The following is a 24,035-nucleotide window of genomic DNA, read 5'->3' as shown; positions in this document are numbered from 1 at the left end:
ATGACGCACAGGAGGACGGCACATTATCCACAGTCTGTGGACAACAGGCGACCGTACCGGGATCCGGGCCGGTCGAGCGGGTGCGCCACCGGGCACCGGGTGCCGTCTCGGTGCGGCGAGGCCCGGGAAGGCCCGCAGCGCCATCCACCGACCCTCGCATCCGGCGCGTTATCGGCACAGGCATATCGATATCCGGCAAAAGCGAAGGCCGCCCAACCCGGTGAGGTCGGCGGCCTGGGTGCGGACCCGGTGGAGCTGCCGGCGCGGGTCAGGAGGGGTAGACCACCACGTAGCGGTTGGGTTCCTCGCCCTCGGACTCGCTGTACAGCCCGGCCGCGGCCACGGCGTCGTGCACGATCTTGCGCTCGAACGGGGTCATCGGCGCGAGCGACTTCGGCTTGCCGGTGCGCTTGACCTCCTCGGCGACCGAGGCGCCGAGCTTGCCGAGCTCGCGGCGGCGACGCTCGCGGTAACCGGCGATGTCGAGCATGAGCCGGGAGCGCTCGCCGGTCCGCCGGTGTACGGCGAGGCGGGTCAGCTCCTGCAGGGCCTCGAGGACCTCACCCCGTGGGCCCACCAGCTCGGTGCTCTTGATGCCCACCACGGACACGACCGCACGGTCGCCCTCGACGTCCATGTCGATGTCGCCGTCGAGATCGGCGATGTCGAGCAGCCCTTCGACGTAGTCGGCCGCGATCTCGCCCTCCTGCTCGAGGAGCGCGATGTCCGGAACCGGCCGGGACTTGCCCGGGTCGGCCGTGGCGGTGGCGGCCGCAGGCGTCTGAGCGTCGGTCACGTCGCGCCTCTCCTTCGTCATGACTTCTTGCTACCGGTCCTCTTGCTCCGCGGCTGCCGGCTGGGCTGCTGACGGATGATCTTAGTCTTGGGCTTCGCCGGCTCCGGCGGCGGCTCGGGCGCCTTCTTACGGATCCTCGCCAGCACCCCGCGCTTGGGCTGCACCGGCACCGGGTTGCCCTTCGCGTCGAACTGCGGCATCGGGTACCGGCTGTAGAACCAGTGCTGCTGGCCGAGGGTCCACAGGTTTGTGGTTACCCAGTAGAGGATCAGACCGAGCGGGAAACCCAGGCTGAAGACGGCGAACAGCGGCGAGATGTACATGAGCATCTTCTGCGACTGCGCCATCGGGTTGTCCGGCATCTGGGCCATCGACCGCTTCACGCTCTGCCGGACCGTGAGGAAGGTCGTCAGGGAGCTCGTCGCGACGAAGATGCCGAGCACGATTCGGGTGATCACCGGGTCGGCGTCGAAAGCCGCGATGTCCGCGTCACTGGTGAAGAAGGTCGCCGGGATGGGCGCGCCGAAGATGTGGGCCGCACGGGCGCTGTCCACCAGCTCCTTCGTCATGCCGAACTTGGCCTGCCCCTCGGCCATCGCCCGGAGCACGGTGAACATGGAGATGAAGATCGGGAACTGCGCCAGGATCGGCAGGCAGCCCCCCAGCGGGTTGACGCCCGCCGTCTGGTAGACCTTCATCACCTCTTCGTTCAGCTTCTGGCGGTCGTTCTTGTACCGCCTGCGGAGCTCCTGGATCTTGGGGGCCAGCTCCTGCATCTTCCGCGACGAGCGCATCTGCTTGAGGAAGAGCGGGAAGATGCACAGGCGCATGAGCACCGTGAGCGTGATGATGGTCAGCGCCCAGTTCAGGCCGCCATCCGGGGGAAGGAAGGTGCTGTAGCCCCGGTGGATCCATGTGATCACAAAGGCGACAGCCTCATAGAGCCAATTCAGCCAGGACAGCTCCACTGAGCTAGCTCCCTTGCGTCTCGTCGTGGGTCCGCACCGGGCGGGGTGGCACCGGGTCGTACCCTCCGGGGTGGAAGGGGTGGCAACGTCCAATCCGACGGATCGTCAACCAGAGCCCGCGCAGCGCGCCGTGCACGGTGATGGCCTCAAGCCCGTAGGCACTGCACGACGGTGCGAACCGGCAGCGGGGACCGAGCAACGGACTGATGAAGGCCCGGTAGAACCTGATCAACGCCGTCAGGATCCGGGCGACCGGGCTGATCCCGGTGGTCTGTTGCGCCGTCATGCCTGTCCATCCGTTCGGGCCTGTGGGTCGGGCCCACGCCGCCCGAGTACACGATTGAGCGCGATGTCGAGTTCGGCGGCGAGTTGCTCACTTCGCGCGGACGCGGCCGGTGGATTGGCGCGTACCACAAGCAGGCTACCTTGCGGGAGGCGGTGGAGACGGTCCCGCACCAGGTGTCTGAGGCGCCGTTTCACCCGGTTCCTGACGGCGGCGCCGCCCACGGCCTTGCTCACGACAAAACCGACCAGCGGCGGTGCCTGCTGGTCGCCGTCGGTGCGGATGTTCAGATGGACGACGAGAGTGGGACGCCCGGCCCGGCGTCCCCGTCGGATCGCGGCCGCGAAGTCCTCGCTTCGCCGCATTCGGGAGGCGGACGGCAGCACGACTGACCTCCTGGGGCAACAGGTGCCACCCGGTGCCGGCGACGGTGCCCGGAGCGGAAGCGCCCGGCCGGAGCAGGCTGATCCTCTCCCGGCTACTCCCCCGGCGCCGTCGCCGCCCGCCGCGTACGCCGACGGGCGGCCCGGCCACACCGGAAGGCTCGGCCGCCCGTCAAACGGTCAGGCGCTTGCGGCCCTTGCGACGCCGGGCGGCGAGGATCGCCCGACCGGCGCGCGTACGCATGCGCAGCCGGAAGCCGTGGGTCTTCGCGCGGCGGCGATTGTTCGGCTGGTAAGTACGCTTGCTCACGGGTGGGCTCCATGCTTGAGACGCGTCCGCAGGCCCTGCGAACGCTGACGTCGCTACAGATTGCCGTTGGCCGTCAGTGGGCATGCAGAAGCGTCACCTGACGAGCCGACCTTCGTACGTTACGGGTTGCCCCGTACCGTGGTCAAACCGGCCCTCGGTGGTGGTTCACACCCCGGAGTGACGCCTCGCTCCGCACCCCCTCCGCACGCGGCACCCGGCCCGAGGCCGGGATGTGCAGTGATTATCCACTATTCCACAGGCCGGTTTTCCACCGATCCCACCGTCATCCACAGAGTCGGCCCCGCGGCCCCCCGTGCTGCCAGTAGGCTGTGGACAACGTCTTGAACAGGGATGTGCACAACGCTACTGTCGGCCCTCCAGAACCTTCCCTCCCGTGCGTGGATGTACTGGATATGACGCGCGCCGACTGTGCACACCATGTGGATTCGGTGTGGATTCCATGTGGATCACGGAGGGGTTCCTGCGGGAAGCGCGAGCGCGGGTGATGCGGACGCCGGAGCGAAGGCGGCGCCCACTCAGGGGCGACCTGTGGACAACTGATCGCGGCGGGCGACCGGGGGCCGCGTAGGGAAGGAGGGGTGATCATGGAGAGCATCGACCTCGGGGCGGTATGGGCACGCGCGCTGGAGAACTTCCTCGACGGGAGCGTCCCGTCGCAGCAGCGGGCCTGGCTCGCCATGACTCGTCCCTTCGGCCTGGTCAACGACACCGTCGTGCTCGCGGCCCCGAACGAGTTCGCCAAGGACGTGCTGGAGAGCAAGCTGCGGCCGCTGATCGCCCACGCGCTCTCCCAGGAGTTCGGCCGGCCGATGCGGGTCGCGGTCATGGTCGACCAGGCCGCCGCCGGTGACGGCGAGGAGCCGCAGCGGTCCCGCGCCCAGGGGGCCGGCAAGCCGGGCCTGCCCGGCCCGTCGGCCGCGTACCCCCACTCTCCCCAGGCCGCGCCGCCGCATTATCCACAGGGTGGACAACCGGGCCACCCCATGGGATCCCAGTTCGGGACGGGATCGGCGAGCCCGCACCGGCCGGCCGAGGGCGTGTCATCCACCGACTATCCACAGCTCCATCCACAGGTCGCGCGGTATCCCTATTCCTATGGGCCGGGGACGCCCGGCTATCCGGGAGCGCCGTCCGGCGGGCCGGGCGCCGCGCCGTACCCGGGGGCGATGGGCGGGCCGCTCGGCGGCCGGGCCGACGTCCCTGTGGACGGTTCTGTGGATAACTCTGGGGACGGCGGTGGAAACCCGGGCACCGGCGCCACCGGTCAGTCCGGGAACGCCGGGGACGGCCCCGCCGGGCCGGGCGAGGGTACGGCGGGCGGCGCCGACGCCGGGACGGCCGACGGTCCCCAGACCCCGCACGGCGACAAGTTCGGTCCACCGGTGCCGAGCCCGCTGCCGAACCGGTGGGAGAGCCGGGGCGGGCGGACGAGCGAGACCGCCCGGCTCAACCCGAAGTACACCTTCGAGACCTTCGTCATCGGGTCGAGCAACCGGTTCGCGCACGCGGCCGCGGTCGCCGTGGCCGAGGCGCCGGCCAAGGCGTACAACCCGCTGTTCATCTACGGGGACTCCGGCCTGGGCAAGACCCACCTGCTGCACGCGATCGGCCACTACGCGCAGAGCCTCTACGACGGGGCGCGGGTGCGGTACGTGAGCTCCGAGGAGTTCACCAACGACTTCATCAACTCGATCCGCGACCACAAGGCCGACGCGTTCCGCGCCCGCTACCGGGCCGTGGACATCCTGCTCGTCGACGACATCCAGTTCCTCGAGGGCAAGGAGCAGACGCAGGAGGAGTTCTTCCACACCTTCAACACGCTGCACAACGCCAACAAGCAGATCGTCATCTCCAGCGACCGGGCGCCCAAGCAGCTGGTGACGCTGGAGGACCGGCTGCGCAACCGGTTCGAGTGGGGCCTCATCACCGACGTGCAGCCGCCCGAGCTGGAGACCCGGATCGCGATCCTGCGCAAGAAGGCCAGGCAGGAGGGCCTCGCCGCGCCGGACGAGGTGCTGGAGTACATCGCCAGCCGGATCTCCACGAACATCCGCGAGCTCGAGGGCGCGCTGATCCGGGTGACCGCGTTCGCCAGCCTCAACCGGCAGGCGGTGGACCTGCAGCTCGCCGAGATCGTGCTGAAGGACCTCATCACCGAGGACTCCGGCGGCGAGATCACGATCGCGACGATCATGGCGCAGACCGCCGACTACTTCGGCCTGTCGGTCGAGGACCTGTGCGGCAGCTCGCGCTCCCGGGTGCTGGTGATCGCCCGGCAGATCGCCATGTACCTGTGCCGGGAGCTCACCGACCTGTCCCTCCCCAAGATCGGCCAGCAGTTCGGCGGGCGCGACCACACCACGGTGATCCACGCCGACCGCAAGATCCGCCGGCTCATGGCGGAACGACGCTCGGTCTACATCCAGGTGACCGAACTCACCAACCGCATCAAGCAGCAGGCGCGCAACGGCTGACGAACCCACCGCATGCAACGCTCGAAAAGCAACGCTGACCTCCACTGATACACAGCCTGTGGATAACGCTGTGGATCATCCTGTGGACTTGAGTGGATGACGCGGCGCCCCGGACCGCCCGGGCCCCGGGCGCCGCGGTACGGCCGGCCGTACCCACCGTCGCGCCGCCCGGGTGTGTACAACCGGCCGGATCCTGGGGACAGAGCTGCGGAAAAGCTGGGGATAACCTGAGGAAAACAGGGGTTGACCTGGGGATGCCCTGTGCACGGCGACCGGGCCGATCGACAAAAGGGACATATACCCAGTGGATAACCGGTGGAAACCTGGTGGATAACCTGGGGGATCCGGTGGACAAGGCGGCCCGAGGCTGGGGACAGGGTGTGTGGATCGCCGCGTCATCCCCAGCCGCCCGGCGGTCGTCCACCGGCCGTGCACAGCGCCCGTGGATAAAAGTAGGGCCCTGACCTGCGGAAACGGTGGTTCTCCACAGTATCCACGGCCCCTAAGATGAAGACCCGTGTTTTCTCTCTAGGAAGAAATCAAACCTCATAGGAGGGCTCCGGCACGCGCGCGCTCACGACCTTGGAGAGTTGTCCACAAGGAGGGCCGTGAGGCGCTAGCGTCTGTGGGGCACTCTGTGGGGCGCAGAGCCCGTTGGCGGGTCAGCCCGAAGGGGCGAGACACAGGAGGCGGATTCACGTGATGTTCCGGGTCGACCGAGACGTACTCGCGGAGGCCGTCGCATGGACGGCCCGCAGGCTGCCGACCCGACCGTCCCAGCCGGTGCTCGCCGGCATGCGACTGGAGGTCACCGAGGAGCAGCAGCTGAAGCTGTCGAGCTTCGACTACGAGGTCTCCGCCGAGGTGACGCTGGAGCCGCAGGTCGGTGAACCCGGGGTGGTCCTCGTCTCCGGCAGGCTGCTCGCCGAGATCACCAAGGCGCTCCCCGCCCACCCGGTGGACTTCACCGTGGACGGCAGCAAGGCGGTGGTCACCTGCGGCAACTCGCGGTTCACCCTGCAGACGATGCCGGTGGACGAGTACCCGTCCCTGCCGGCCATGCCCCCGGCCGCGGGCCTCGTGGGCAGCGACGTGTTCGCCTCCGCCGTCGCGCAGGTCGCGGTCGCCGTGGGCAAGGACGACACGCTGCCGATGCTCACCGGCGTGCGCATGGAGATCGAGGGCGACACCATCACCCTCGCCGCCACCGACCGCTACCGGCTCGCCGTACGCGAGCTGAAGTGGCAGCCGCAGGACGCCGACATCTCCGCGGTCGCGATGATCCCCGGCCGGACCCTCGCCGACATGGCGAAGACCCTCACCACGGGCGCCGAGGTGGAGATCGCGCTCAGCTCCACGGGCGGCACCGGCGAGGGCATGATCGGGTTCACCAGCGGCGGGCGGCGCACCACCACCCGCCTGCTCGACCCCGAGTTCCCCAAGTACCGGTCGCTGCTGCCCACCGAGTTCTCCGCCCGGGCCGACCTCGCCACCGGCCCGTTCGTGGAGGCGGTCAAGCGGGTCGCGCTCGTCGCCGAGCGCAACACCCCGGTACGGCTCGCCTTCACCCAGGGCGAGGTGGTCCTGGAGGCCGCGAGCGGCGACGAGGCCCAGGCCGTGGAGGTGCTGCCCGCCGAGTTCGACGGCGAGGACATCAACATCGCGTTCAACCACCAGTTCCTGCTGGAGGGCCTGCAGGCGATCGACTCCGACGTGGCCCGCATGCAGTTCACCACCGCGACCAAGCCCGCCATCCTCACCGGCGGCAAGACCACCGAGGACGAGGAGGTCCCGGACTACCGGTACCTGATCATGCCGATCCGGCTGTCCGGCTAGGCTCGCCCCGTGACGGGGGAAGGGCCCGGCACGCGAGGGCGACCCACAGGGGGTGAGGGACCGATGCGCATCGGCATGGTCGGGCTCGGCCGGATGGGCGGCAACATGGCCGAGCGGCTGCGCCGCGGCGGCCACGAGGTGATCGGCTACGACCGGGATCCCCGGGTGAGCGACGTCGGCAGCCTGGCCGAGCTGGTCGACCGGCTTCAGCCGCCGCGCACGGTGTGGGTGATGGTGCCCTCCGGCGAGCCGACCCGGGCCGTCGTGGCCGAGCTCGCCGAGCTCCTCTCCCCCGGCGACCTCGTCGTCGACGGCGGCAACTCGCACTACGCTGACGACCGCGGCCACGCCGAGCGGCTCGGCGCCAAGGGCATCGGCTTCGTCGACGTCGGCGTGAGCGGCGGGGTGTGGGGGCTGCACCAGGGCTACGCGCTCATGGTCGGCGGCACCGAGGAGGACGTCCGGCGGCTGATGCCGATCTTCGAGACGCTCAAGCCGGAGGGCGAGGACGGCTTCGTGCACGCGGGCGGCCATGGCGCGGGCCACTTCGCGAAGATGGTCCACAACGGCATCGAGTACGGCATGATGCAGGCCCTCGCCGAGGGCTGGGAGCTGCTCGAGGCCTCCGATCTCGTCACCGACGTGGCGGGCTGTTTCCGGAGCTGGCGCAGTGGCACGGTGATCCGGTCCTGGCTGCTCGACCTGCTCGTGCGGGCCCTTGAGGAGGACGAGGAGCTGTCGCGGCTGCGGGGGTACGCCGAGGACTCCGGGGAGGGCCGCTGGGCCGTCCAGGCCGCCGTGGAGCACGCGGTGCCGCTGCCGGTCATCACCGCCGCCCTGTACGCCCGCTTCGCCTCCCGGCAGCCGGACTCCCCGGCGATGAAGGTGGTGGCGGCGCTGCGCAACCAGTTCGGCGGCCACGCCGTCACGAGCGCCGAGGGCGGCCGGGCCAAGGGCGCCGACTCCCCCGGCGCGGACGTGGCTCCGCCGATTGAGACCGAAAAGTAATCCACAGGCTCGCGAAGATATCCACAGGTGGGCGGGAACCCCTTCTGACCAGGCAGGACAGGCGTTTTCACGGCCTGGGCCGAAAGGTTATCCACAGCCTGCGGACGGTAATCGCCCCAGGCTGTGGACGGCCGCAGGCCCCCGGCAAAGGCCCCGGGCCCGATTTGACGGACGCCCGCCGGCCGCCCTGACGGACGCCGTCGGCCGCGCCGCGCGATCACCCGGGCGGCCGCCCGTCCGGCTACCCTCGGGGGAGTGCACGTGGCCCACCTGTCGCTGACCGACTTCCGCTCGTACCCGGCGGCCGAGCTCGACCTGGAGCCCGGCGTGACCGCGTTCGTCGGGCCGAACGGGCACGGCAAGACGAACCTGGTCGAGGCGGTGGGCTACGTGGCGACCCAGTCCAGCCACCGGGTCGCCTCCGACGGCCCGCTGGTACGGCACGGCGCCCCCCGCGCGATCGTGCGCGCGGCCGTGGTGCGCGACGACCGGCGCGCGCTCATCGAGCTGGAGATCAACCCGGGCCGGTCGAACCGGGCCCGGCTCAACCGCTCCCCCGTCCCCCGCGCCCGCGACGTGCTCGGCCTGCTGCGCTCGGTGCTGTTCGCGCCCGAGGACCTCGCCATGGTCAAGGGGGACCCGGCCGAGCGGCGCCGTTTCCTCGACGAGCTGCTGGTGGCCCGCGCCCCCCGGTTCGCGGGCGTGCGGGCGGACTACGAGCGGGTGCTCAAGCAGCGGGGCGCCCTGCTGCGCGCCGCCGCGGCCGCCCGGGCGGGCCGGGGCCGCAGCGCGCGGCGGGCGGCGGACGAGGCCGCGTGGGCCGCGGCCGGCGCCGGGGACGTGCTGAGCACGCTCGAGGTGTGGGACGCGCACCTCGCCCGGATCGGGGCCGAGCTGCTCGCCGCCCGGCTCGACCTGGTGGAGGCGCTGCGGCCGCTGGTGGCCAAGGCGTACGCCGCGCTCGCCCCCTCCTCCGGCACCGCCGACCTGCGCTACCGCTCCACGTTGTCCACAGCCGGTGGACAAGGCGGCGGCCCCGCCGTACCCGGGCCCGGGGAAACGCCCGAGCCGGGTGCCGCCGACCGGGCCGCGCTCGCCGCCGCGCTGCGCGAGGCCCTGCTCGCCGCCCGGCCCGCGGAGCTGGAGCGCGGGGTGAACCTGGTGGGCCCGCACCGCGACGACCTCGAGCTGCGCCTCGGCGACCTGCCCGCCCGCGGCTACGCCAGCCACGGCGAGTCCTGGTCGTTCGCGCTCGCGCTGCGCCTGGCCGCCTACGAACTGCTGCGCGCCGACGGCGGCGGCGACCCGGTGCTCATCCTCGACGACGTGTTCGCCGAGCTCGACACCTTCCGCAGGCGCCGCCTGGCGGAGATCGTCGCCCCGGCCGAGCAGGTCCTGATCACCGCGGCGGCACCGGAGGACGTGCCCGCCGAGCTGACCGGGGCCCGGTTCGACGTGGCGGAGGGGAGGGTCACGCGTGTCCGCTGACGAGGGCGCCCGGTCCCGGCGCGAGGTGAACGCCCGGGGCGCCGCCCAGGCGCGGGAGAAGCTGGCCCAGGCGAAGGCGGACGCCGCCCGCCGCGGCCGGCTGCCGCGCAGCGAGCCGCGCCGTACCGAGCCCCGGGGAGGGGCGGGCGCGCGCCGCGAGGCCGGCGACCCGCTGCCGTTCGGCCGGGCGATCCGGGAGCTGCTCGCCGCGCGCGGCTGGGAGCGCGAGGCCGCGGTCGGCGGCGTGTTCGGCCGGTGGGCCGAGATCGTCGGCCCCGAGCTCGCCGCGCACACCCGGCCGGTGTCGTTCCAGGACGGCGAGGTGACCGTGGCCGCTGACTCGACCGCGTGGGCGACCCAGGTACGGCTGCTCGCCTCCGTGCTGATCAAACGGCTCAACGAGGAGCTCGGCGACGGCACGGTGAGCCGGGTGCGGGTGCACGGGCCGCAGGGCGGCACCCGGCCCGCCGGGGGCCTGCGGGTCACCGGGCGTGGTCCCCGCGACACGTACGGCTGACGCGGCGCAACCGTACGAAACCGGGATGTCCGCCCCGCTAAGAGGCGCTCACAGGCCACCGGGCGACGTGATGGTGTGGCCACGTAGGGGGATGCCGATCCCGGGGGTCGGAGCGTTACAGGGCGTTTGAGCGGCTGTTGCCGCCACGTCAGTCCGCCGAACCCGGTAGAATGGAGCCGGATTCCGGATACGGCCACCTGCGTGTCACCCCGGTTTGATACCGATTCCCCCCGGGTGACCGCAACGGGGGCATTCACGACGGTGACGGGCACCACAGGGACAGTGCATCGCTAGATGTCTGCCCTGTCGCGTGTCCGCGGCAGGAGGATTTCGCACTTGTCCTACGACGCTAGCTCAATCACCGTCCTCGAAGGACTGGAGGCGGTCCGCAAGCGCCCGGGTATGTACATCGGCTCGACGGGCGAACGCGGTCTGCACCACCTTGTCTACGAGGTCGTAGACAACTCCGTCGACGAGGCACTCGCCGGTTACTGCGACAACATCGAGGTCACCCTGCTGGCCGACGGCGGCGTACGGGTTGTGGACAACGGGCGTGGCATCCCCGTGGGGATCGTGGAGGGCGAGAACCGCTCGGCCCTCGAGGTGGTCCTCACCGTGCTGCACGCGGGTGGCAAGTTCGACAGCAAGTCGTACGCGGTCTCCGGTGGTCTGCACGGCGTCGGTGTCTCGGTGGTGAACGCCCTGTCCACGCGGCTGGAGGCGGAGGTGCGCCGGGACGGGTACGTCTGGCGCCAGAGCTACGAGCGCTCCCGCCCCGGCCCGCTGGTCCAGGGCGAGCCCACCGAGGAGACCGGCACCTCGATCACCTTCTGGCCCGACCCGGAGGTCTTCGAGACCACCACGTGGAACTTCGAGACGCTCTCCCGGCGCTTCCAGGAGATGGCCTTCCTCAACCGGGGCCTCACCATCACGCTGCGCGACGAGCGTCCCGAGTACATCAACGGCGAGCCCCACGTCGTCACGTACCACTACGAGGGCGGTCTATCGGACTTCGTCCAGCACATCAACAGCAAGAAGGAGCCGATCCACTCCTCGATCATCTATTTCGAGGAGCATGGCGAGGGCATCTCGGTCGAGATCGCCATGCAGTGGAACGCCTCCTACAGCGAGTCGGTCTACACCTTCGCGAACACCATCAACACCGCCGAGGGCGGCACCCACGAGGAGGGCTTCCGCGCCGCGCTGACCTCGATCGTCAACCGGTACGCGCGCGAGCAGCGGTACCTCAAGGAGGGCAAGGACGACAACCTCACCGGCGAGGACGTCCGCGAGGGTCTCACCGCGATCATCTCGGTGAAGCTCACCGACCCCCAGTTCGAGGGGCAGACCAAGACCAAGCTGGGCAACACCGAGGCGAAGTCGTTCGTGCAGAAGGCGTGCAACGACCATCTGCGCGACTGGTTCGAGCGCAACCCCGGCGAGGCCAAGGAGATCATCCAGAAGGCCCTGCAGGCCTCCCGCGCCCGCATCGCCGCGCGCCAGGCCCGAGACCTGACGCGCCGCAAGTCACTGCTGGAGTCCGGCTCCGGCCTGCCCGGCAAGCTCGCCGACTGCCAGTGGACCGACCCGGAGAAGTGCGAGCTGTTCATCGTCGAGGGCGACTCGGCGGGCGGCTCGGCCAAGGGCGGCCGCGACCCCAAGTTCCAGGCGATCCTGCCGATCCGCGGCAAGATCCTCAACGTCGAGAAGGCCCGGATCGACAAGGTCTTCCAGAACGCCGAGGTCCAGGCGCTCATCACCGCGCTCGGCACCGGCGTGCACGACGACTTCGACATCGGCAAGCTGCGCTACCACAAGTTGATCATCATGGCCGACGCGGACGTGGACGGGCAGCACATCCGCACGCTGCTGCTCACCCTGCTGTTCCGCTTCATGCGGCCGTTGATCGAGGCGGGCCACGTCTACCTCGCCCAGCCCCCGCTGTACAAGATCAAGTGGGACCGGCGCGGCGACGACGTCGACTACGCCTACAGCGACCGGGAGCGCGACGCGATCATCGAGGCGGGCATCGCGCAGGGCAAGCGCGACCCCCGGCTCCACGACGGCGTGCAGCGGTTCAAGGGTCTCGGCGAGATGAACCCGAACCAGCTCTGGGAGACCACGATGAACCCGGAGACCCGGCTGCTGCTCCAGGTCACGCTCGACGACGCCGCCCAGGCCGACGACCTGTTCACGGTGCTCATGGGCGAGGACGTCACGGCCCGGCGCGAGTTCATCATCCGGAACGCCCGGGACGTCCGCTTCCTGGACGTGTAGCGACAGCCGTACCCGCAGAGACTTGCGAGAGGACCTCCATCCGTGACGGAAGTCAACACCCCGCCCACACCGCCGGCCGATCGCGTGCAGCCGATCGACATCCAGTTCGAGATGCAGCGTAGCTACATCGACTACGCGATGTCGGTCATCGTGTCGCGCGCGCTGCCGGACGTGCGGGACGGCCTCAAGCCCGTGCACCGCCGCGTGCTCTACGCGATGTACGACGGCGGCTACCGGCCCGACCGGGGGTACTTCAAGTGCTCCCGCGTGGTCGGCGACGTCATGGGCTCCTACCACCCGCACGGCGACGCGTCGATCTACGACACCGTGGTACGGCTGGCGCAGCCCTGGGCGATGCGCTACCCCCTCGTCGACGGCCAGGGGAACTTCGGCTCCCCGGGCAACGACCCTCCGGCGGCGATGCGGTACACCGAGTGCAAGCTCGCGCCGATCGCCATGGAGATGCTCCGTGACATCGAGAAGGAGACCGTCGACTTCCAGCCGAACTACGACGGTCGGTCACAGGAGCCGGAGGTGCTCCCGGCGCGGTTCCCCAACCTGCTCGTCAACGGCTCGTCGGGGATCGCCGTCGGCATGGCGACCAACATCCCCCCGCACAACCTCCGCGAGGTGGTCGAGGGGGTCAAGTGGGCGCTGCAGCACCCCGACGCGAGCGACGAGGAGCTGCTCGAGGGCCTGATCGCCCGCATCAAGGGCCCGGACTTCCCCACCGGGGCGCTCATCGTCGGCCGGCGGGGCATCGAGGAGGCGTACCGCACCGGCCGCGGCTCGATCACCATGCGCGCCGTGGTCGAGATCGAGGAGGACGTCAAGGGGCGGCAGACGCTCGTCGTCACGGCCCTGCCGTACCAGGTCAACCCGGACAACCTCGCGCAGAAGATCGCCGAGCTGGTCAAGGACGGCAAGATCAGCGGCATCGCGGACGTCCGGGACGAGACCTCCACGCGCACCGGCCAGCGCCTGGTGATCGTGCTCAAGCGGGACGCCGTGCCCAAGGTCGTGCTGAACAACCTGTACAAGCACACCCAGCTGCAGGACACGTTCGGCGCGAACATGCTCGCCCTGGTCGACGGCGTGCCGCGCACGCTGCGGCTCGACCAGTTCGTCAAGCACTACATCAACCACCAGATCGAGGTCGTCGTCCGGCGCACCCGGTACCTGCTGCGCAAGGCCGAGGAGCGGGCGCACATCCTGCGCGCGCTGCTCAAGGCGCTGGAGCGCCTCGACGAGGTGATCGAGCTCATCCGGAACTCGCCGTCGGCCGCCCAGGCGTCGATCGGCCTGCAGGAGCTGCTCGAGATCGACGAGGTCCAGGCCCAGGCGATCCTCGACATGCAGCTCCGTAAGCTCGCCGCGCTCGAGCGCCAGCAGATCACCGACGAGTACGACGCGCTCATGGCGCAGATCGCCGACTACCACGACATCCTCGGCTCGCCGGAGCGGCAGCGCCAGATCATCGCGGACGAGCTCACCGAGATCGCGAACAAGTACGGCGACGACCGGCAGACCGAGATCATCGCCTACGACGGCGACGTGTCCGTCGAGGACCTGATCGCCGAGGAGGACATCGTCGTCACGATCACCCGCGGCGGCTACGCCAAGCGCACCAAGACCGACATGTACCGGGCGCAGAAGCGGGGCGGCAAGGGGGTGCGCGGGGCGCAGCTCCGCCAGGACGACATCGTCGAGCACTTCTTCGTCACCACGACCCACCACTGGCTGCTCGTCTTCACCAACAAGGGCCGGGTCTACCGGGTCAAGGCGTACGAGCTGCCCGAGGCGCCGCGGGACGGCCGTGGCCAGCACCTGGCGAACCTGCTCGCCATGCAGCCGGACGAGCGCGTGGTCGAGGTCCTCGCGCTGCGGGACTACAACGCCGCGCCGTACCTGGTGCTCGCCACTCGGGCCGGTCTGGTGAAGAAGACCCGGCTGTCAGAGTACGATTCGCCGCGATCCGGTGGCCTCATCGCGATCAACCTCCGCGAGGATGACGAGGTGGTGGCGGCGCGCCTCGTCTCGGAGAACGACGACCTGCTGCTGGTCTCCCGCAACGCCATGTCGATCCGGTTCACCGCCTCGGACGAGGCGCTGCGTCCGATGGGCCGTGCCACCAGCGGCGTCATCGGGATGCGGTTCTCCGAGGGGGACGAGCTGCTGGCAATGAACGTGGTAAGTGATGGCGAAGACCTGTTGGTCGCGACCGAAGGTGGGTACGCAAAGCGCACGGCCGCGAGCCAGTACCCGGTTCAAGGCCGTGGTGGTAAGGGAGTGCTCACCGCGAAAATCGTCAGCTCCCGTGGGAAGCTGGTCGGAGCGGTGATGGTGAACCCCGAGGACGAGGTCTTCGCGATCACGTCCGCGGGCGGGGTGATCCGCACGAGCGCAGGCGAGATCAAGCAGAGCGGTCGGCAGACCATGGGGGTTCGTCTCATGAATCTCGCGGCGGGGGACAGCGTCGTCGCACTCGCCCGCAACGCCGAGACGCGGGGCGACGATTCGCTTGACGCTGACGCGCCGCAGAACGAGCAGAACCCGGCAGGAGACCAGTAATGAGCAGCCAGGCCAACTCCGGCGGCGCCAAGACGGGCACGTCCGGCAACCGTAACCAACCGCCGGGCAGTCCGGCGGCGACCCAGCCCCGCGAGCAGGCGGGGGACAAGCAGCAGCGGGACGGCGCTACGCGCCCCGCGGGCGGGGCCGCGAACTCCGCCGCGGAGCCGACCGCGCCGCGCCGGCACGATGCCGTGGGCGCCAAGCCGGACGACAACGCCACCCGACGCATACGGCCGGACAAGTCGTGGTCCGCGGGGGACGGCCCGGCCGCGGCCGGCGCCGGCGTCCGCCAGGACGCCCGGGACGGCGTGGGGAACCGCCCGGGCGGCGGGCCCGCCGACTCGCCCACCGCGGTGCAGCCCACGCCCCCGTCCGCCCCGAAGCAGGCGCCCAAGCCGGCTCCCAAGCCCGCGGCCGCCAAGTCCGGCAAGGCGGACCGTCAGCCGCGCAAGGCCCACCTGATCCTGCGCCGCATCGAGCCGTGGTCGGCGATGAAGTTCAGCTTCGTCATCGCCCTCGTCGGCTTCGTGGTGCTGTTCGTGGCCGTCGCGGTCCTGTACGCCGTGCTGTCCGGCCTCGGCGTGTTCGACTCGATCATCTCAACGGTGAACCAGCTCACCAAGGGCGAGAACGGCCAGGCGAGCTTCGACATCGCCTCCTGGTTCGAGCCGGTCCGCATCCTCGGCTACACGGCCCTGCTCGGTGCCGTGAACGTCGTCCTCATCACCGCCCTCTCCACCCTGGGTGCCGTGATCTACAACCTGTCCGCCCAGCTCGTCGGCGGGATCGAGGTGACGTTCAGCGAGGCCGAGTGACCCCAGGCGTGCCGGGAGTCCGCCCCGCGCGGGCGGACTCCCCGCCGGCACCGCCGTTCCGTCGGGAAAGAGCGGCGCGAGCACCCCTCGGGACACGGTAAGCTTTACTCAGCCAGGGCGACGGATTCGCTTCCGGCCCACGGATGCGATACGCTCCATACCGCCCGAAGCGCACGGGGCTATAGCTCAGTCGGTTAGAGCGCTTCCCTGATAAGGAAGAGGTCTCTGGTTCAAGTCCAGATAGCCCCACCACATCTCAAAGGCCGTTTTCCGGGATCGGGAGGACGGCCTTTCGCGTGTCTGCGTGACCAACCGGGTGACGAAGCTGTGGACGACTCTTCGGCGAACCGATCCACAGCCCTACCGGTGGGCGGTATCGGGCCGACGGGCGTACGACGACGCGCTGGGCTCCCGACGTGCCACAGGGGCGGCCAAGCGGCGGCTCCCCTTCCACAGCCCCCAAAGGGTCCGAGATGGGCGGTGGGGGCCTGGCGGGGCTTTCAGGGCGTCCTCTTGAGCGGCTGTGCCGCCGGTGGCGCTGGGGCGGCGGAGCATGCCGCACGTTTGGGGGTCCTCGTCTGTGGATGCGAGCGGCCGAGGCGATGGGTGTGCCGCCAGGACGGATGACGCTGCGGCCGACCCGGCACTCGGTCCTCCACATCGTCTGTGGAAAACCGGTGGCGGTCGCCGGGGCGCCCGTGCAGGCACACCGACCGGGTCCGCGGTACAGGGTCGCTGATGGGGCGCAAGGCCGGCCGCCCGAGACGCGGGGCGACGGTCCGGCCCGCAGGTCTACGGTTCCTTTCCCCAGCAGAGGCCGGGGATCGTTCGATCCGTTGGAATGGCCGCCGGGGCGTTCGCAGTGGGAGCCGACGCTCGGCCGGACTCTGGGCGGTACGCCGGGTAGAGGCCAAGGCGACGCCCGCAAGGACACGTGTCCCGGTGACGCCGTGAGCCGGCCGGGGCGGCCGCGGCACGGGTCAGGACCTGTGGATAAAGATGGGCCGTGAGGTTTCCTTCGGTCGGGATCGTGACGGCCGCCCGGAGGAGGCGAGGGCACCGGGCGGCCGCGGTGGGGCGGAGGGACATGCATCGGAGCCGGGTGTGTCACATCGTCATCGACGTGGACGACCTTGATCGCGGTGTCGCCTTCTGGGCGGCCGCGCTCGACGCGACCGAGGAGCCGCTGGGCCCGCAGAGCTCCGGCATCTACCGCAAGCTCCGGCTGCCGGACTCGGACATCCGCATCCTCCTCCAGGCCACCCGCGACCCGAAGACGTCGAAGGAGCGCGTGCACATCGACATCGAGACCGACGACGTGGAGGCCGAGGTCCGCAGGCTGGAGGCGCTCGGCGCGACCCGCTGGGACCACCAGCGGGAGCGTGGCTTCGACTTCTGGGTGTTGCGCGACCCGTGGGGCAACGAGTTCTGCGTGCTGCAGCCCGAGTACCCCGAGCTGCTCGCCCGGCGACGTCCCTGGCCGGACCCGGCGAACGAGGCCTGAACGGACCTCTCCATGCCGAAGTGAAGTGAGTTGTCCACACCCCTGGGGACGAGGAAACCGAGTCAGCCGACCGGGGCGCCGGACGCGCGGAGCAGGTCGGCGAGCCGGCGGGCGTTGACCTGGGCGTAGTCCCGGTAGCAGTTGTTCATCAGCACGTGCGTGGTGGCGGCGTCCTCGGCGAGCCGGCGCAGCCGGGGCGCCCACTGCCGGAGCTCCTCCTCGCTGTACCGGTAGCCGAAGCGCTCGTGGACGTCCTTGCTCGTCCACTTGTCCGAGTGGCCGTGGAAACGCACCACGGCGAGGTCGGCGGTGGCCGCGAGGACCGGCGGGATCGAGCCGGGATACCCCTGCGGCATGTCCACGCACACGTACGGCACGGCGTACGAGGCGAGGAAGTCGAGGGTCTCGGCCCGGTTCTCCTCGCTCATCCAGGTGTGGTTGCGGAACTCCACACAGATGGGCAGCGGCGCGCACCGGCCGAGGCACTCGAGGATGTACCGCTTGTTGCGGTTGCCGATCGGGAACCACTGCGGGAACTGGAACAGGACCGCGCCGAGCTTGCCCGCCTCGTGCAGCGGGGCGAGCGCGGCGAGGAAGCGATCCCACACCTCGTCCACGACCTTCGGGTCGACGTGCCGCAGGTAGTAGGTGGGCCTGTCCTCGCCGAGCCGCTCGCGCAGGTCCCGGTAGAACGCGCCCGGGCGGGTCGGATGCCCGGTGAGCAGCGAGAACGCCTTCACGTTGAACGTGAAGCCGGGCGGGGTACGGTCGCGCCACAGCCGGACCGTGCTCTCCGCGGGCGGCGCGTAGTAGGTGGAGTCGACCTCGACGATGGGGAACCGCTCGGCGTAGTAGGCGAGCCGTTCCTCCGCCGTGGTGACGTGCTCCGGGTACCAGCCGGACGCGAGCAGCGTCCGGTCGGTCCAGGAGGCGGTGCCCATCAGGATCCGTGCCATACCCTCCGTATGCTCACACCACCTGCCAGGCATGCCTGGCGAGGAAGGCGTGGTCGCCCGCGGCGTACTCGGCGAAGCAGCGCCGGAGCTCCTCGAGGTCGGCGATCATGGTGCGCTGCATCCGTCCGGCGACGCTGTCCTTGTACTCCAGCTCGTAGCCGTCGCCGATGGGGGACACCTGCAGGAAGTGCTTCCCGAAGTTGACGAGCGCGAGGAAGGGGTTCTGCGGCGACAACGTGGCGAGGGCGTCGTGCACCAGCCCCAGGTCCGGGTCGATAATGATCATGCCGTCGCCGGTACGCAGCTGCATGCCGGGGTGTACGCCGACCGGCTCCAGGTTGTGCACGAGGTCGCGTACCGGGTCGTAGCAGACGAGGCCGTGTTTCCTCGCCAGCGCCCACGCCTGGATGGAGACGGCGTCGGCGACCTCCGGCTCCATCGTCACCACGGCGTGTCCCGGGTGCTCCTCGACGGCCACCTCGGGGAAGAGCGCGGAGAGCGCCGCGACGAAGGCCCCGACCGCGGGATGCGCGGCCGCGTCGGTGCCCTCGGCGAACCGCCGGCGCAGCCGCGCCGCCCGCTCCCGCGGGATGGGCTTCTCCTCATGCCATACGACCAGTTCGAAACGCACGATCCATGGTCGCACGTCCCGGAAGGTGGTCAGCGGCGCTTGGCGGAGGCGATGCCGGGAGGCGCCGCGGCGAGGGCCTTGTGGATGGCGTCGACGAGGGCGAGCGCGGCCTCCTCGGTGAGCTCGACCGCGACCCGGGCCGAGGGGCCCTCGGCGGGGTTGACGAAGTCGATGTTCACCGTGTGCTCATGGGTCGAGTGGTAGGGGTGGTCGACGTAGACGCGGCCCTCGCGCAGGGTGAACCAGCCCGAGGCGCCCTTGCCCGCGCCGTCGCATTCGAAGGTCTCGGTGACGTACGTGCACATGGCGGCGATCCTCTCCCGATCGGGTCAGGCGGTCAGGTGACGGCCGAAGAAGTCGAAGACCTTCTTCCACCCGTCCACGGCGGCCTCCGGCCGGTACGCGGCCCGGTCGACGGCGAAGAACGCGTGACCGGCGTTCGGGTAGGTGTGGAACTCGAACCGCTTGCCGTGCTTCTCCAGCTCGGCGGCGAGCGTGTCGACCTCCTCCGGGCTCGGCGCGGTGTCCTCCGCCCCGAACAGGCCGAGCAGCGGGCAGGACAGGTCGGGCGCCTTCGACAGCAGGGAGGTCATCTTCACCGGGAAGTCCGGCGGGGTCGAGTTGACCACGAAGCCGCCGTAGCAGTCGACGGCCGCGTCGATCTGCAGCGAGCAGGCGACGAGGAACGCCTGCCGCCCGCCCGAGCAGTACCCGATCACGCCGATCTTGCCGTTCGCGTAGTCGAGCGAGTTCAGGTGCGCCGCGGCGCCGGCCACGTCGCCGACGACCTGCTCGTCCGGCACGCCGCCCTTGGCCCGTGCCGCGGCCGCCTGGTCGTCGGGGCTGACGTCCCGCCCCTCCCGGGAGAACAGGTTGGGGCAGATCGCGGCGAAGCCGCGTGCCGCGAACTTGCGGGTGATCTCCTTGGTGGCCTCGTCGTACCCGGGCAGGTGGTGGATCACCACGACCCCGCCCCGCGGCCGGTCGCTCAGCGGCCGGGCGAGGTACGCCTCCAGCTCGGCGCCCTCATGGCCGGTGATCGTGACGGTGCCTGCCCACATCGCATCAGTCACAGCGCGGCATCCTTTCCTGCGAGACGGGTCGGGCGCCGCATCGCCCGCGCCCGACCACGAACCGTTCGTGTGCCTGGACGGGGCCGGTGCGACGGTGCCGCGTGGCCCGGTCGGCGGCGAGGTGGATCACATCGTCGCACACCGTGATTCCGCGGTCCGCGATCGGCCGCCCTTCCCCGGCGCGTCCGGGTACGGCGGAGCCCGCCTGATCGCCACACCTCCGATCAAGGAATTCCCGCCTATTTTGTACGACTTTTTGTTCTTGTGTCCGGTTAACGGGGCAGGGGTGGTGTGCGGGGCCGGAGCCGGTACGGCACGGCCGGCGCCAAGGGAGGGATGATCATGAAGAGTGGTGCCAGGGTCGGCCTCGCCGTGGCCGCGGGCTACTACCTGGGCCGACGCCGGAAGCTGCGACTCGCGGGCGCGCTCGCGCTGGCCGGCCTGGCCGGGATGCGCCGCAAGAGCAAGCTGCTGGACAAGGGCATCAAGGCCCTCGGCTCCCCGGAGCTGGAGGCGCTCGCCGAACGCCTCCGTGCCGACCTGCAGGACGTCGGCAAGACCGCGGTGACGGCCGTCGCCAACCGGCCGATCAACGCGCTGAGCGACGTCATCCACGACCGTGCCGAGGCGCTGCGCCACCCGGAGGAACACGTCAAGGCGGCCACCGCGACCGCCACCACGGCCGCGGGCACCGCGGTGAAGACGGCCGAGGACGTGACCGGCACGGCGGCGGGCGAGGCGGCCAAGGCCACCGGCCCGGCGCAGCAGGCCACCGGCCGGGCGGGCGAGACGGTCGGCGGGGTGGCCGGGAACCTGACCGGCCTCGGCGCGAAGCCGGAGGAAGGGCCGGAGAAGACCGGCGAGCCCGTGGGCGCGGAGGAGACGAAGACCGGCGAATCCGACACCCCGAAGGCCGAACGACAGGACGAGCCCGAGGCCGCCGAACGGGAGCCTCGAAGCGAGAAGCAGGACGAGTCCAAGGGCACGGAAGGCGACCGGAAGGACGAGACCAAGGCGCGCGAGGACGAGCAGGGCGAGCGGCGGACGGAGCCGGTCGAGGGCTCCGCCGAGGCCGGGCTCCGCGTGTGATGGGGTGAGCGGCGATGACACAGGACGTCAAGGAACGGCCGGCCGAGCAGCAGCAGGAGACGACGGGCGCCGAGCAGCCCCTGCAGCGGCTCGGACACGAGATGGGCAACCTGGTCGGCGCACTCGGCCGCCGGGCCATGTCCTCGGTGGTGGGCCGGGTGACCTCGGCCACCGGTCGCCTGCAGGAGTACGCCGGGGCCGGTGAGGCCAAGGAGACAGGGCCCGGCGAGGGCGGCGGCGGGCCGCTGCGCCGTGCCGGCAAGGTGATCAAGGGCGTCGGCAGCCTGGCGAAGGGCATCACCCAGGTCCGTGAAGGGCTCACCGGCAAGGGTGGACAGCGGGCGCAGGGAAGCAAGATGAAGGTCACCAACGTGGTCGAAACGATCGACATCGGTGCGCCGGTCGAGGTCGTCTACAACCAGTGGACCCGATTCGAGGACTTCCCGTCCTTCCTCAAGAAGGTCGAGCACGTCGAGCAGGAGAGCGACGAGCGCCTCACCTGGAAGGCGCAGATCCTCTGGTCGCACCGCAGCTGGCAGTCGGAGATCATCGAGCAGGTCCCGGACGAGCGGATCATCTGGCGCTCCCGCGGCGACAAGGGCTACGTCGACGGCGCCGTCACCTTCCACCCGCTCGCCCCCAACCTCACCCGGGTCGTCCTCGTGCTCGAGTACCACCCGCAGGGGTTCTTCGAACACGTCGGCAACCTCTGGCGCGCCCAGGGCAGGCGGGCCCGCCTCGAGCTGAAGCACTTCCGCCGCCACGTCATGACCCAGACCCTCCTCCATCCCGAGGAGGTCAAGGGCTGGCGCGGCACGATCCACGAAGGCCACACCGTGCCCGAGGAGGAGACCGGCGAGCAGACCGGTGAGCAGGGCGGCGCAGGCCCGGAGAAGCCCGCGGCCGATCAGCCCGCCGAGCCGTACGGCGAGCAGACCGGTCCCGAGGAGGAGCGCAAGGAGCCGACCGGAGGCGAGGAGCGGGCGGAGGCCACATCCGAGAAGCCCGGCGACGAGCAGGCCGAGGCGCGGGACGACCGCCCGAGCGGCGAGAAGGCCGAGAAGCCGGAGGAACCGACCGGCGAGGCACACGAGGAACGGGCCGGTGCCGGCGGTTCCCAGGCCTGACGGAGGGACGCGTCATGACCGCTGACGCGACACGCACCGAGCCACGTCCCGCACCGGCGCCGGACCGGACCGACGTCGAAGGGCTGCACGAGGGCCACGCCGCGGGCACGTGGAGCCCGGAAGAGCCGCGGACCCGGCCACGCGCGCGGGCGGATCCGTGGCCGCCGGAGCGGGCGCCTCGCGCCGCGCCGCCGCTCGAAGGCCGTCAGGTGGTGCCCGGCGGCGACCGGGCCGCCGAGGCCGACGTGCTGCTCGACGTGCCGACCCTCAAGGTGGACGAGATCAGCCTCGAGGTGGCCGACCTGCGTGCCCGCGTCTCGCTGAACGCCGAGGTCCTCGACCTGCTGCGGCTGCACGTCGGCGCCGACGTGGCCCTCGGCCGGGTCAACCTCGGCATCAGGGGCGTGGAGGCCCAGGCCCTGCTGAAGGTACGGCTCGACAACGTGGCCGCGATCATCAGGGACGTGCTGCGGACGATCGACAACAACCCGCAGCTGCTGGAGAACATCACCGGGAGCGTGGCGAGGGCGGTCGGCGACGTCGGCACGGCCGCCGGTCACGCCGTCGCGGACCTCGGCTCGACCGCCGGCCAGGCCGTACAGCGGCTGGTGCCGGAGAGCGGTGCGTCCGGCGAGCCCGGAGGCGTCGCCGGCCTGGTGCAGGGAGCCGGCAGGGCCGTCGGCGCGGTCGGCGGAGGCCTGATCCGGCAGACGCCCCTGGGCGACTCCGCCACGCCGGCGGCTCCCCCGTCTCCCGGTCCTGTGCCCACCGAACAACCGCAGGCGCGACCCGCCCCGGCGCGGCCGGCGCCCGCCACCGCGAGGCCGCCGCAGCCGGCACCGGAACAGGTCGCACCCGGCAGCCCTCCGGCGGAGCCGGATACGCCGGACGAGCCGCACGAGGCCGCCTCCCAACGGCCGGTCACCGAGGCCGCACCGCGGACGGCGGCCCCCACAACGCAGGTCTCCAGCGGGGAAACGGCCGACCGAGGGGAGTCGGAGGAGCCGCACGATGCCGACCCGGGGGAGACGTGCGACCTCCCTGACCCGGAGCCGGCCGCCGGAGGTGCGACCGCCGACGACGACCGGACCGAGGTCCGCCTGCAGCGGCCGGAGCCCGGCCCGGAGAACGCGGCGGCCGGACCGCGGAGGACCGAGGACGAGCCGGGGGAGGCGGAGGCCGGACCGGACGACCCGGGCGGACCGGCCCATGACGAGGCCCCGGCGGCGACTCCGCCTCTCGGTCCCGCGCTCCGTGACCTTGGGCGCGCCGCGCGACGCGCCGGGCTGCGCAGGCTGCGCAGCATGGTCCACTGACGAACGAAAGGCCAGACCATGCCCGCCGAACACCCGGCCGAGCGGCTCGCCGAGTCCGCGGACATCGTGTTCACCGCGACGGTACGGGCGGAGGCGATGCGCTTCGACCGCGTACCGGAGACGAACGTGACCTTCAGCGAGGAGCCGGGCGAGCGCTCGATCTCGGAAAGCCGCCGGGAGAATCTGCCCGAGCGCGTGGCCGAAGGCGTGACCTACCGCGAGGTTCGCGTGCGGTACGTCCTGGCGGCCGGTTTGTCCACCTCGGCCAGGACGCCTCCGCGTGCGAGCGAGGGCCCGCCGGGATCGCCAGTGGCGATGGGTGAGCGTCCGGCTTCCAGGGACCGCGCGTAGTGCTGCGGTTTTGTCGACGAGCCGGCCCTTCCGAGCCTCATGGTGTGAGGCGGTCGCGGTGGTCCGGACGGCTGCGGCTGTATCCGATGCCCGCCTGCGCCGTCGCGGCCGGTCGGCCACCTCGGCCAGGCCGCTCCGGGTGCGGTGAGTCCGCGTCGGGATCGCCAGTGGCGATGGGTGAGCGTTCGGCCTCCAGCGACCAGGCATCGAACCAACCTGCTGAAATATCTCGATCGCG

The 24,035-nt window shown here is 70.9% G+C and carries 22 protein-coding genes and 1 tRNA gene; 14 read left to right on the top strand and 9 right to left on the bottom strand.

The window, feature by feature from the left end; genetic code table 11:
- Positions 1 to 268: 268 nt before the first annotated feature.
- The 5 genes from FHX40_RS23325 to rpmH all read right to left on the bottom strand — a co-directional run bounded on the left by FHX40_RS23325 (position 269) and on the right by rpmH (position 2,740).
- Entirely contained in the window at positions 269 to 796 is a 528-nt protein-coding gene (locus FHX40_RS23325) for a Jag family protein (RefSeq protein WP_373286873.1), read from the bottom strand.
- A 17-nt stretch (positions 797 to 813) separates the two neighbouring features.
- Positions 814 to 1,764, bottom strand: a complete 951-nt coding sequence (yidC, locus tag FHX40_RS23320; protein ID WP_142262116.1) for a membrane protein insertase YidC — start codon at positions 1,762 to 1,764, stop codon at positions 814 to 816.
- A 4-nt stretch (positions 1,765 to 1,768) separates the two neighbouring features.
- Positions 1,769 to 2,050: a membrane protein insertion efficiency factor YidD gene (gene yidD / locus FHX40_RS23315; RefSeq protein WP_142262115.1), complete on the bottom strand. Its 282-nt coding sequence runs from the start codon at positions 2,048 to 2,050 to the stop codon at positions 1,769 to 1,771.
- Positions 2,047 to 2,433 (bottom strand): ribonuclease P protein component, encoded by a 387-nt coding sequence (rnpA, locus tag FHX40_RS23310; protein ID WP_142262114.1) that lies wholly within the window; start codon positions 2,431 to 2,433, stop codon positions 2,047 to 2,049. The genes yidD and rnpA overlap by 4 nt, the downstream gene beginning before the upstream one ends.
- Positions 2,434 to 2,602: 169 nt before the next feature.
- Positions 2,603 to 2,740 carry a 50S ribosomal protein L34 gene (gene rpmH, locus FHX40_RS23305; protein ID WP_142262113.1) on the bottom strand — a complete coding sequence of 46 codons (138 nt, stop codon included), beginning with the start codon at positions 2,738 to 2,740 and terminating at the stop codon, positions 2,603 to 2,605.
- 605 nt (positions 2,741 to 3,345) lie between these two features.
- Here rpmH and dnaA point away from each other — a divergent pair.
- The 10 genes from dnaA (at position 3,346) to FHX40_RS23255 (ending at position 17,254) form a co-directional block, all read left to right on the top strand.
- A complete protein-coding gene (dnaA, locus tag FHX40_RS23300) occupies positions 3,346 to 5,235 on the top strand; it encodes a chromosomal replication initiator protein DnaA (RefSeq protein WP_142262112.1) in 1,890 nt (629 codons plus the stop codon).
- A gap of 699 nt (positions 5,236 to 5,934) precedes the next feature.
- Entirely contained in the window at positions 5,935 to 7,071 is a 1,137-nt protein-coding gene (gene dnaN / locus FHX40_RS23295) for a DNA polymerase III subunit beta (protein ID WP_142262111.1), read from the top strand.
- Positions 7,072 to 7,134: 63 nt separating this feature from the next.
- Positions 7,135 to 8,079 carry a phosphogluconate dehydrogenase (NAD(+)-dependent, decarboxylating) gene (gene gnd / locus FHX40_RS23290; protein ID WP_142262110.1) on the top strand — a complete coding sequence of 315 codons (945 nt, stop codon included), beginning with the start codon at positions 7,135 to 7,137 and terminating at the stop codon, positions 8,077 to 8,079.
- A 255-nt stretch (positions 8,080 to 8,334) separates the two neighbouring features.
- Complete coding sequence (recF, locus tag FHX40_RS23285) at positions 8,335 to 9,567, top strand: DNA replication/repair protein RecF (RefSeq protein ID WP_142262109.1); 1,233 nt, start codon at positions 8,335 to 8,337, stop codon at positions 9,565 to 9,567.
- On the top strand, positions 9,557 to 10,084 hold the full coding sequence (locus tag FHX40_RS23280; protein ID WP_142262108.1) for a DciA family protein: 528 nt from the start codon (positions 9,557 to 9,559) through the stop codon (positions 10,082 to 10,084). Before recF ends, FHX40_RS23280 begins: the two co-directional genes overlap by 11 nt.
- 336 nt (positions 10,085 to 10,420) lie before the next feature.
- Positions 10,421 to 12,361, top strand: a complete 1,941-nt coding sequence (gene gyrB / locus FHX40_RS23275) for a DNA topoisomerase (ATP-hydrolyzing) subunit B (protein WP_425329292.1) — start codon at positions 10,421 to 10,423, stop codon at positions 12,359 to 12,361.
- A 42-nt stretch (positions 12,362 to 12,403) separates the two neighbouring features.
- Positions 12,404 to 14,932, top strand: a complete 2,529-nt coding sequence (gene gyrA / locus FHX40_RS23270; protein WP_142262106.1) for a DNA gyrase subunit A — start codon at positions 12,404 to 12,406, stop codon at positions 14,930 to 14,932.
- Positions 14,932 to 15,750 (top strand): DUF3566 domain-containing protein, encoded by an 819-nt coding sequence (locus FHX40_RS25950; RefSeq protein WP_229788464.1) that lies wholly within the window; start codon positions 14,932 to 14,934, stop codon positions 15,748 to 15,750. The genes gyrA and FHX40_RS25950 overlap by 1 nt, the downstream gene beginning before the upstream one ends.
- Before the next feature lie 175 nt (positions 15,751 to 15,925).
- A tRNA-Ile gene (locus FHX40_RS23260) sits at positions 15,926 to 16,002 on the top strand.
- An 835-nt stretch (positions 16,003 to 16,837) separates the two neighbouring features.
- Positions 16,838 to 17,254, top strand: a complete 417-nt coding sequence (locus tag FHX40_RS23255; protein WP_142262105.1) for a VOC family protein — start codon at positions 16,838 to 16,840, stop codon at positions 17,252 to 17,254.
- Between the two features lie 62 nt (positions 17,255 to 17,316).
- Here FHX40_RS23255 and FHX40_RS23250 read toward each other — a convergent pair whose 3' ends face one another.
- Genes FHX40_RS23250 through FHX40_RS23235 form a run of 4 tightly spaced genes read right to left on the bottom strand, consistent with a single transcriptional unit; the run spans position 17,317 to position 19,914 of the window.
- Positions 17,317 to 18,210 (bottom strand): DUF72 domain-containing protein, encoded by an 894-nt coding sequence (locus FHX40_RS23250; protein WP_142262104.1) that lies wholly within the window; start codon positions 18,208 to 18,210, stop codon positions 17,317 to 17,319.
- Between the two features lie 13 nt (positions 18,211 to 18,223).
- Complete coding sequence (locus FHX40_RS23245; RefSeq protein ID WP_142262103.1) at positions 18,224 to 18,841, bottom strand: hypothetical protein; 618 nt, start codon at positions 18,839 to 18,841, stop codon at positions 18,224 to 18,226.
- Positions 18,842 to 18,870: 29 nt separating this feature from the next.
- Positions 18,871 to 19,146, bottom strand: coding sequence for a DUF6295 family protein (locus tag FHX40_RS23240; protein WP_142262102.1), 276 nt, complete (start codon positions 19,144 to 19,146; stop codon positions 18,871 to 18,873).
- A 24-nt stretch (positions 19,147 to 19,170) separates the two neighbouring features.
- Entirely contained in the window at positions 19,171 to 19,914 is a 744-nt protein-coding gene (locus tag FHX40_RS23235; RefSeq protein ID WP_142262101.1) for a dienelactone hydrolase family protein, read from the bottom strand.
- Positions 19,915 to 20,256: 342 nt separating this feature from the next.
- Here FHX40_RS23235 and FHX40_RS23230 point away from each other — a divergent pair, with 342 nt between their 5' ends.
- The 4 genes from FHX40_RS23230 to FHX40_RS23215 are packed head-to-tail and all read left to right on the top strand — an operon-like array spanning position 20,257 to position 23,797.
- The gene (locus tag FHX40_RS23230) at positions 20,257 to 21,003 is read left to right on the top strand and encodes a hypothetical protein (protein WP_142262100.1); all 747 of its coding nucleotides are present in this window, start codon (positions 20,257 to 20,259) and stop codon (positions 21,001 to 21,003) included.
- Positions 21,004 to 21,017: 14 nt separating this feature from the next.
- Positions 21,018 to 22,130, top strand: a complete 1,113-nt coding sequence (locus FHX40_RS23225; RefSeq protein WP_142262099.1) for an SRPBCC family protein — start codon at positions 21,018 to 21,020, stop codon at positions 22,128 to 22,130.
- A gap of 14 nt (positions 22,131 to 22,144) precedes the next feature.
- Positions 22,145 to 23,446 (top strand): hypothetical protein, encoded by a 1,302-nt coding sequence (locus FHX40_RS23220; RefSeq protein WP_142262098.1) that lies wholly within the window; start codon positions 22,145 to 22,147, stop codon positions 23,444 to 23,446.
- 18 nt (positions 23,447 to 23,464) lie between these two features.
- Positions 23,465 to 23,797, top strand: a complete 333-nt coding sequence (locus FHX40_RS23215) for a hypothetical protein (RefSeq protein WP_189136157.1) — start codon at positions 23,465 to 23,467, stop codon at positions 23,795 to 23,797.
- Positions 23,798 to 24,035 lie beyond the last annotated feature (238 nt).

This window comes from Thermopolyspora flexuosa, from assembly GCF_006716785.1.
Taxonomy (GTDB): Bacteria; Actinomycetota; Actinomycetes; order Streptosporangiales; family Streptosporangiaceae; genus Thermopolyspora; species Thermopolyspora flexuosa.
This window is presented reverse-complemented; position numbering and strand designations above follow the sequence as displayed.

Excerpts from the sequence above, each read along its gene's own strand:
- yidD (WP_142262115.1), bottom strand. The coding sequence starts at position 2,050 with ATGACGGCGCAACAGACCACCGGGATCAGCCCGGTCGCCCGGATCCTG.
- dnaA (WP_142262112.1), top strand. The coding sequence starts at position 3,346 with ATGGAGAGCATCGACCTCGGGGCGGTATGGGCACGCGCGCTGGAGAAC.
- gnd (WP_142262110.1), top strand. The coding sequence starts at position 7,135 with ATGCGCATCGGCATGGTCGGGCTCGGCCGGATGGGCGGCAACATGGCC.
- FHX40_RS25950 (WP_229788464.1), top strand. The coding sequence starts at position 14,932 with ATGAGCAGCCAGGCCAACTCCGGCGGCGCCAAGACGGGCACGTCCGGC.
- FHX40_RS23255 (WP_142262105.1), top strand. The coding sequence starts at position 16,838 with ATGCATCGGAGCCGGGTGTGTCACATCGTCATCGACGTGGACGACCTT.
- FHX40_RS23250 (WP_142262104.1), bottom strand. The coding sequence starts at position 18,210 with ATGGCACGGATCCTGATGGGCACCGCCTCCTGGACCGACCGGACGCTG.
- FHX40_RS23240 (WP_142262102.1), bottom strand. The coding sequence starts at position 19,146 with ATGTGCACGTACGTCACCGAGACCTTCGAATGCGACGGCGCGGGCAAG.
- FHX40_RS23230 (WP_142262100.1), top strand. The coding sequence starts at position 20,257 with ATGAAGAGTGGTGCCAGGGTCGGCCTCGCCGTGGCCGCGGGCTACTAC.
- FHX40_RS23225 (WP_142262099.1), top strand. The coding sequence starts at position 21,018 with ATGACACAGGACGTCAAGGAACGGCCGGCCGAGCAGCAGCAGGAGACG.
- FHX40_RS23220 (WP_142262098.1), top strand. The coding sequence starts at position 22,145 with ATGACCGCTGACGCGACACGCACCGAGCCACGTCCCGCACCGGCGCCG.
- FHX40_RS23215 (WP_189136157.1), top strand. The coding sequence starts at position 23,465 with ATGCCCGCCGAACACCCGGCCGAGCGGCTCGCCGAGTCCGCGGACATC.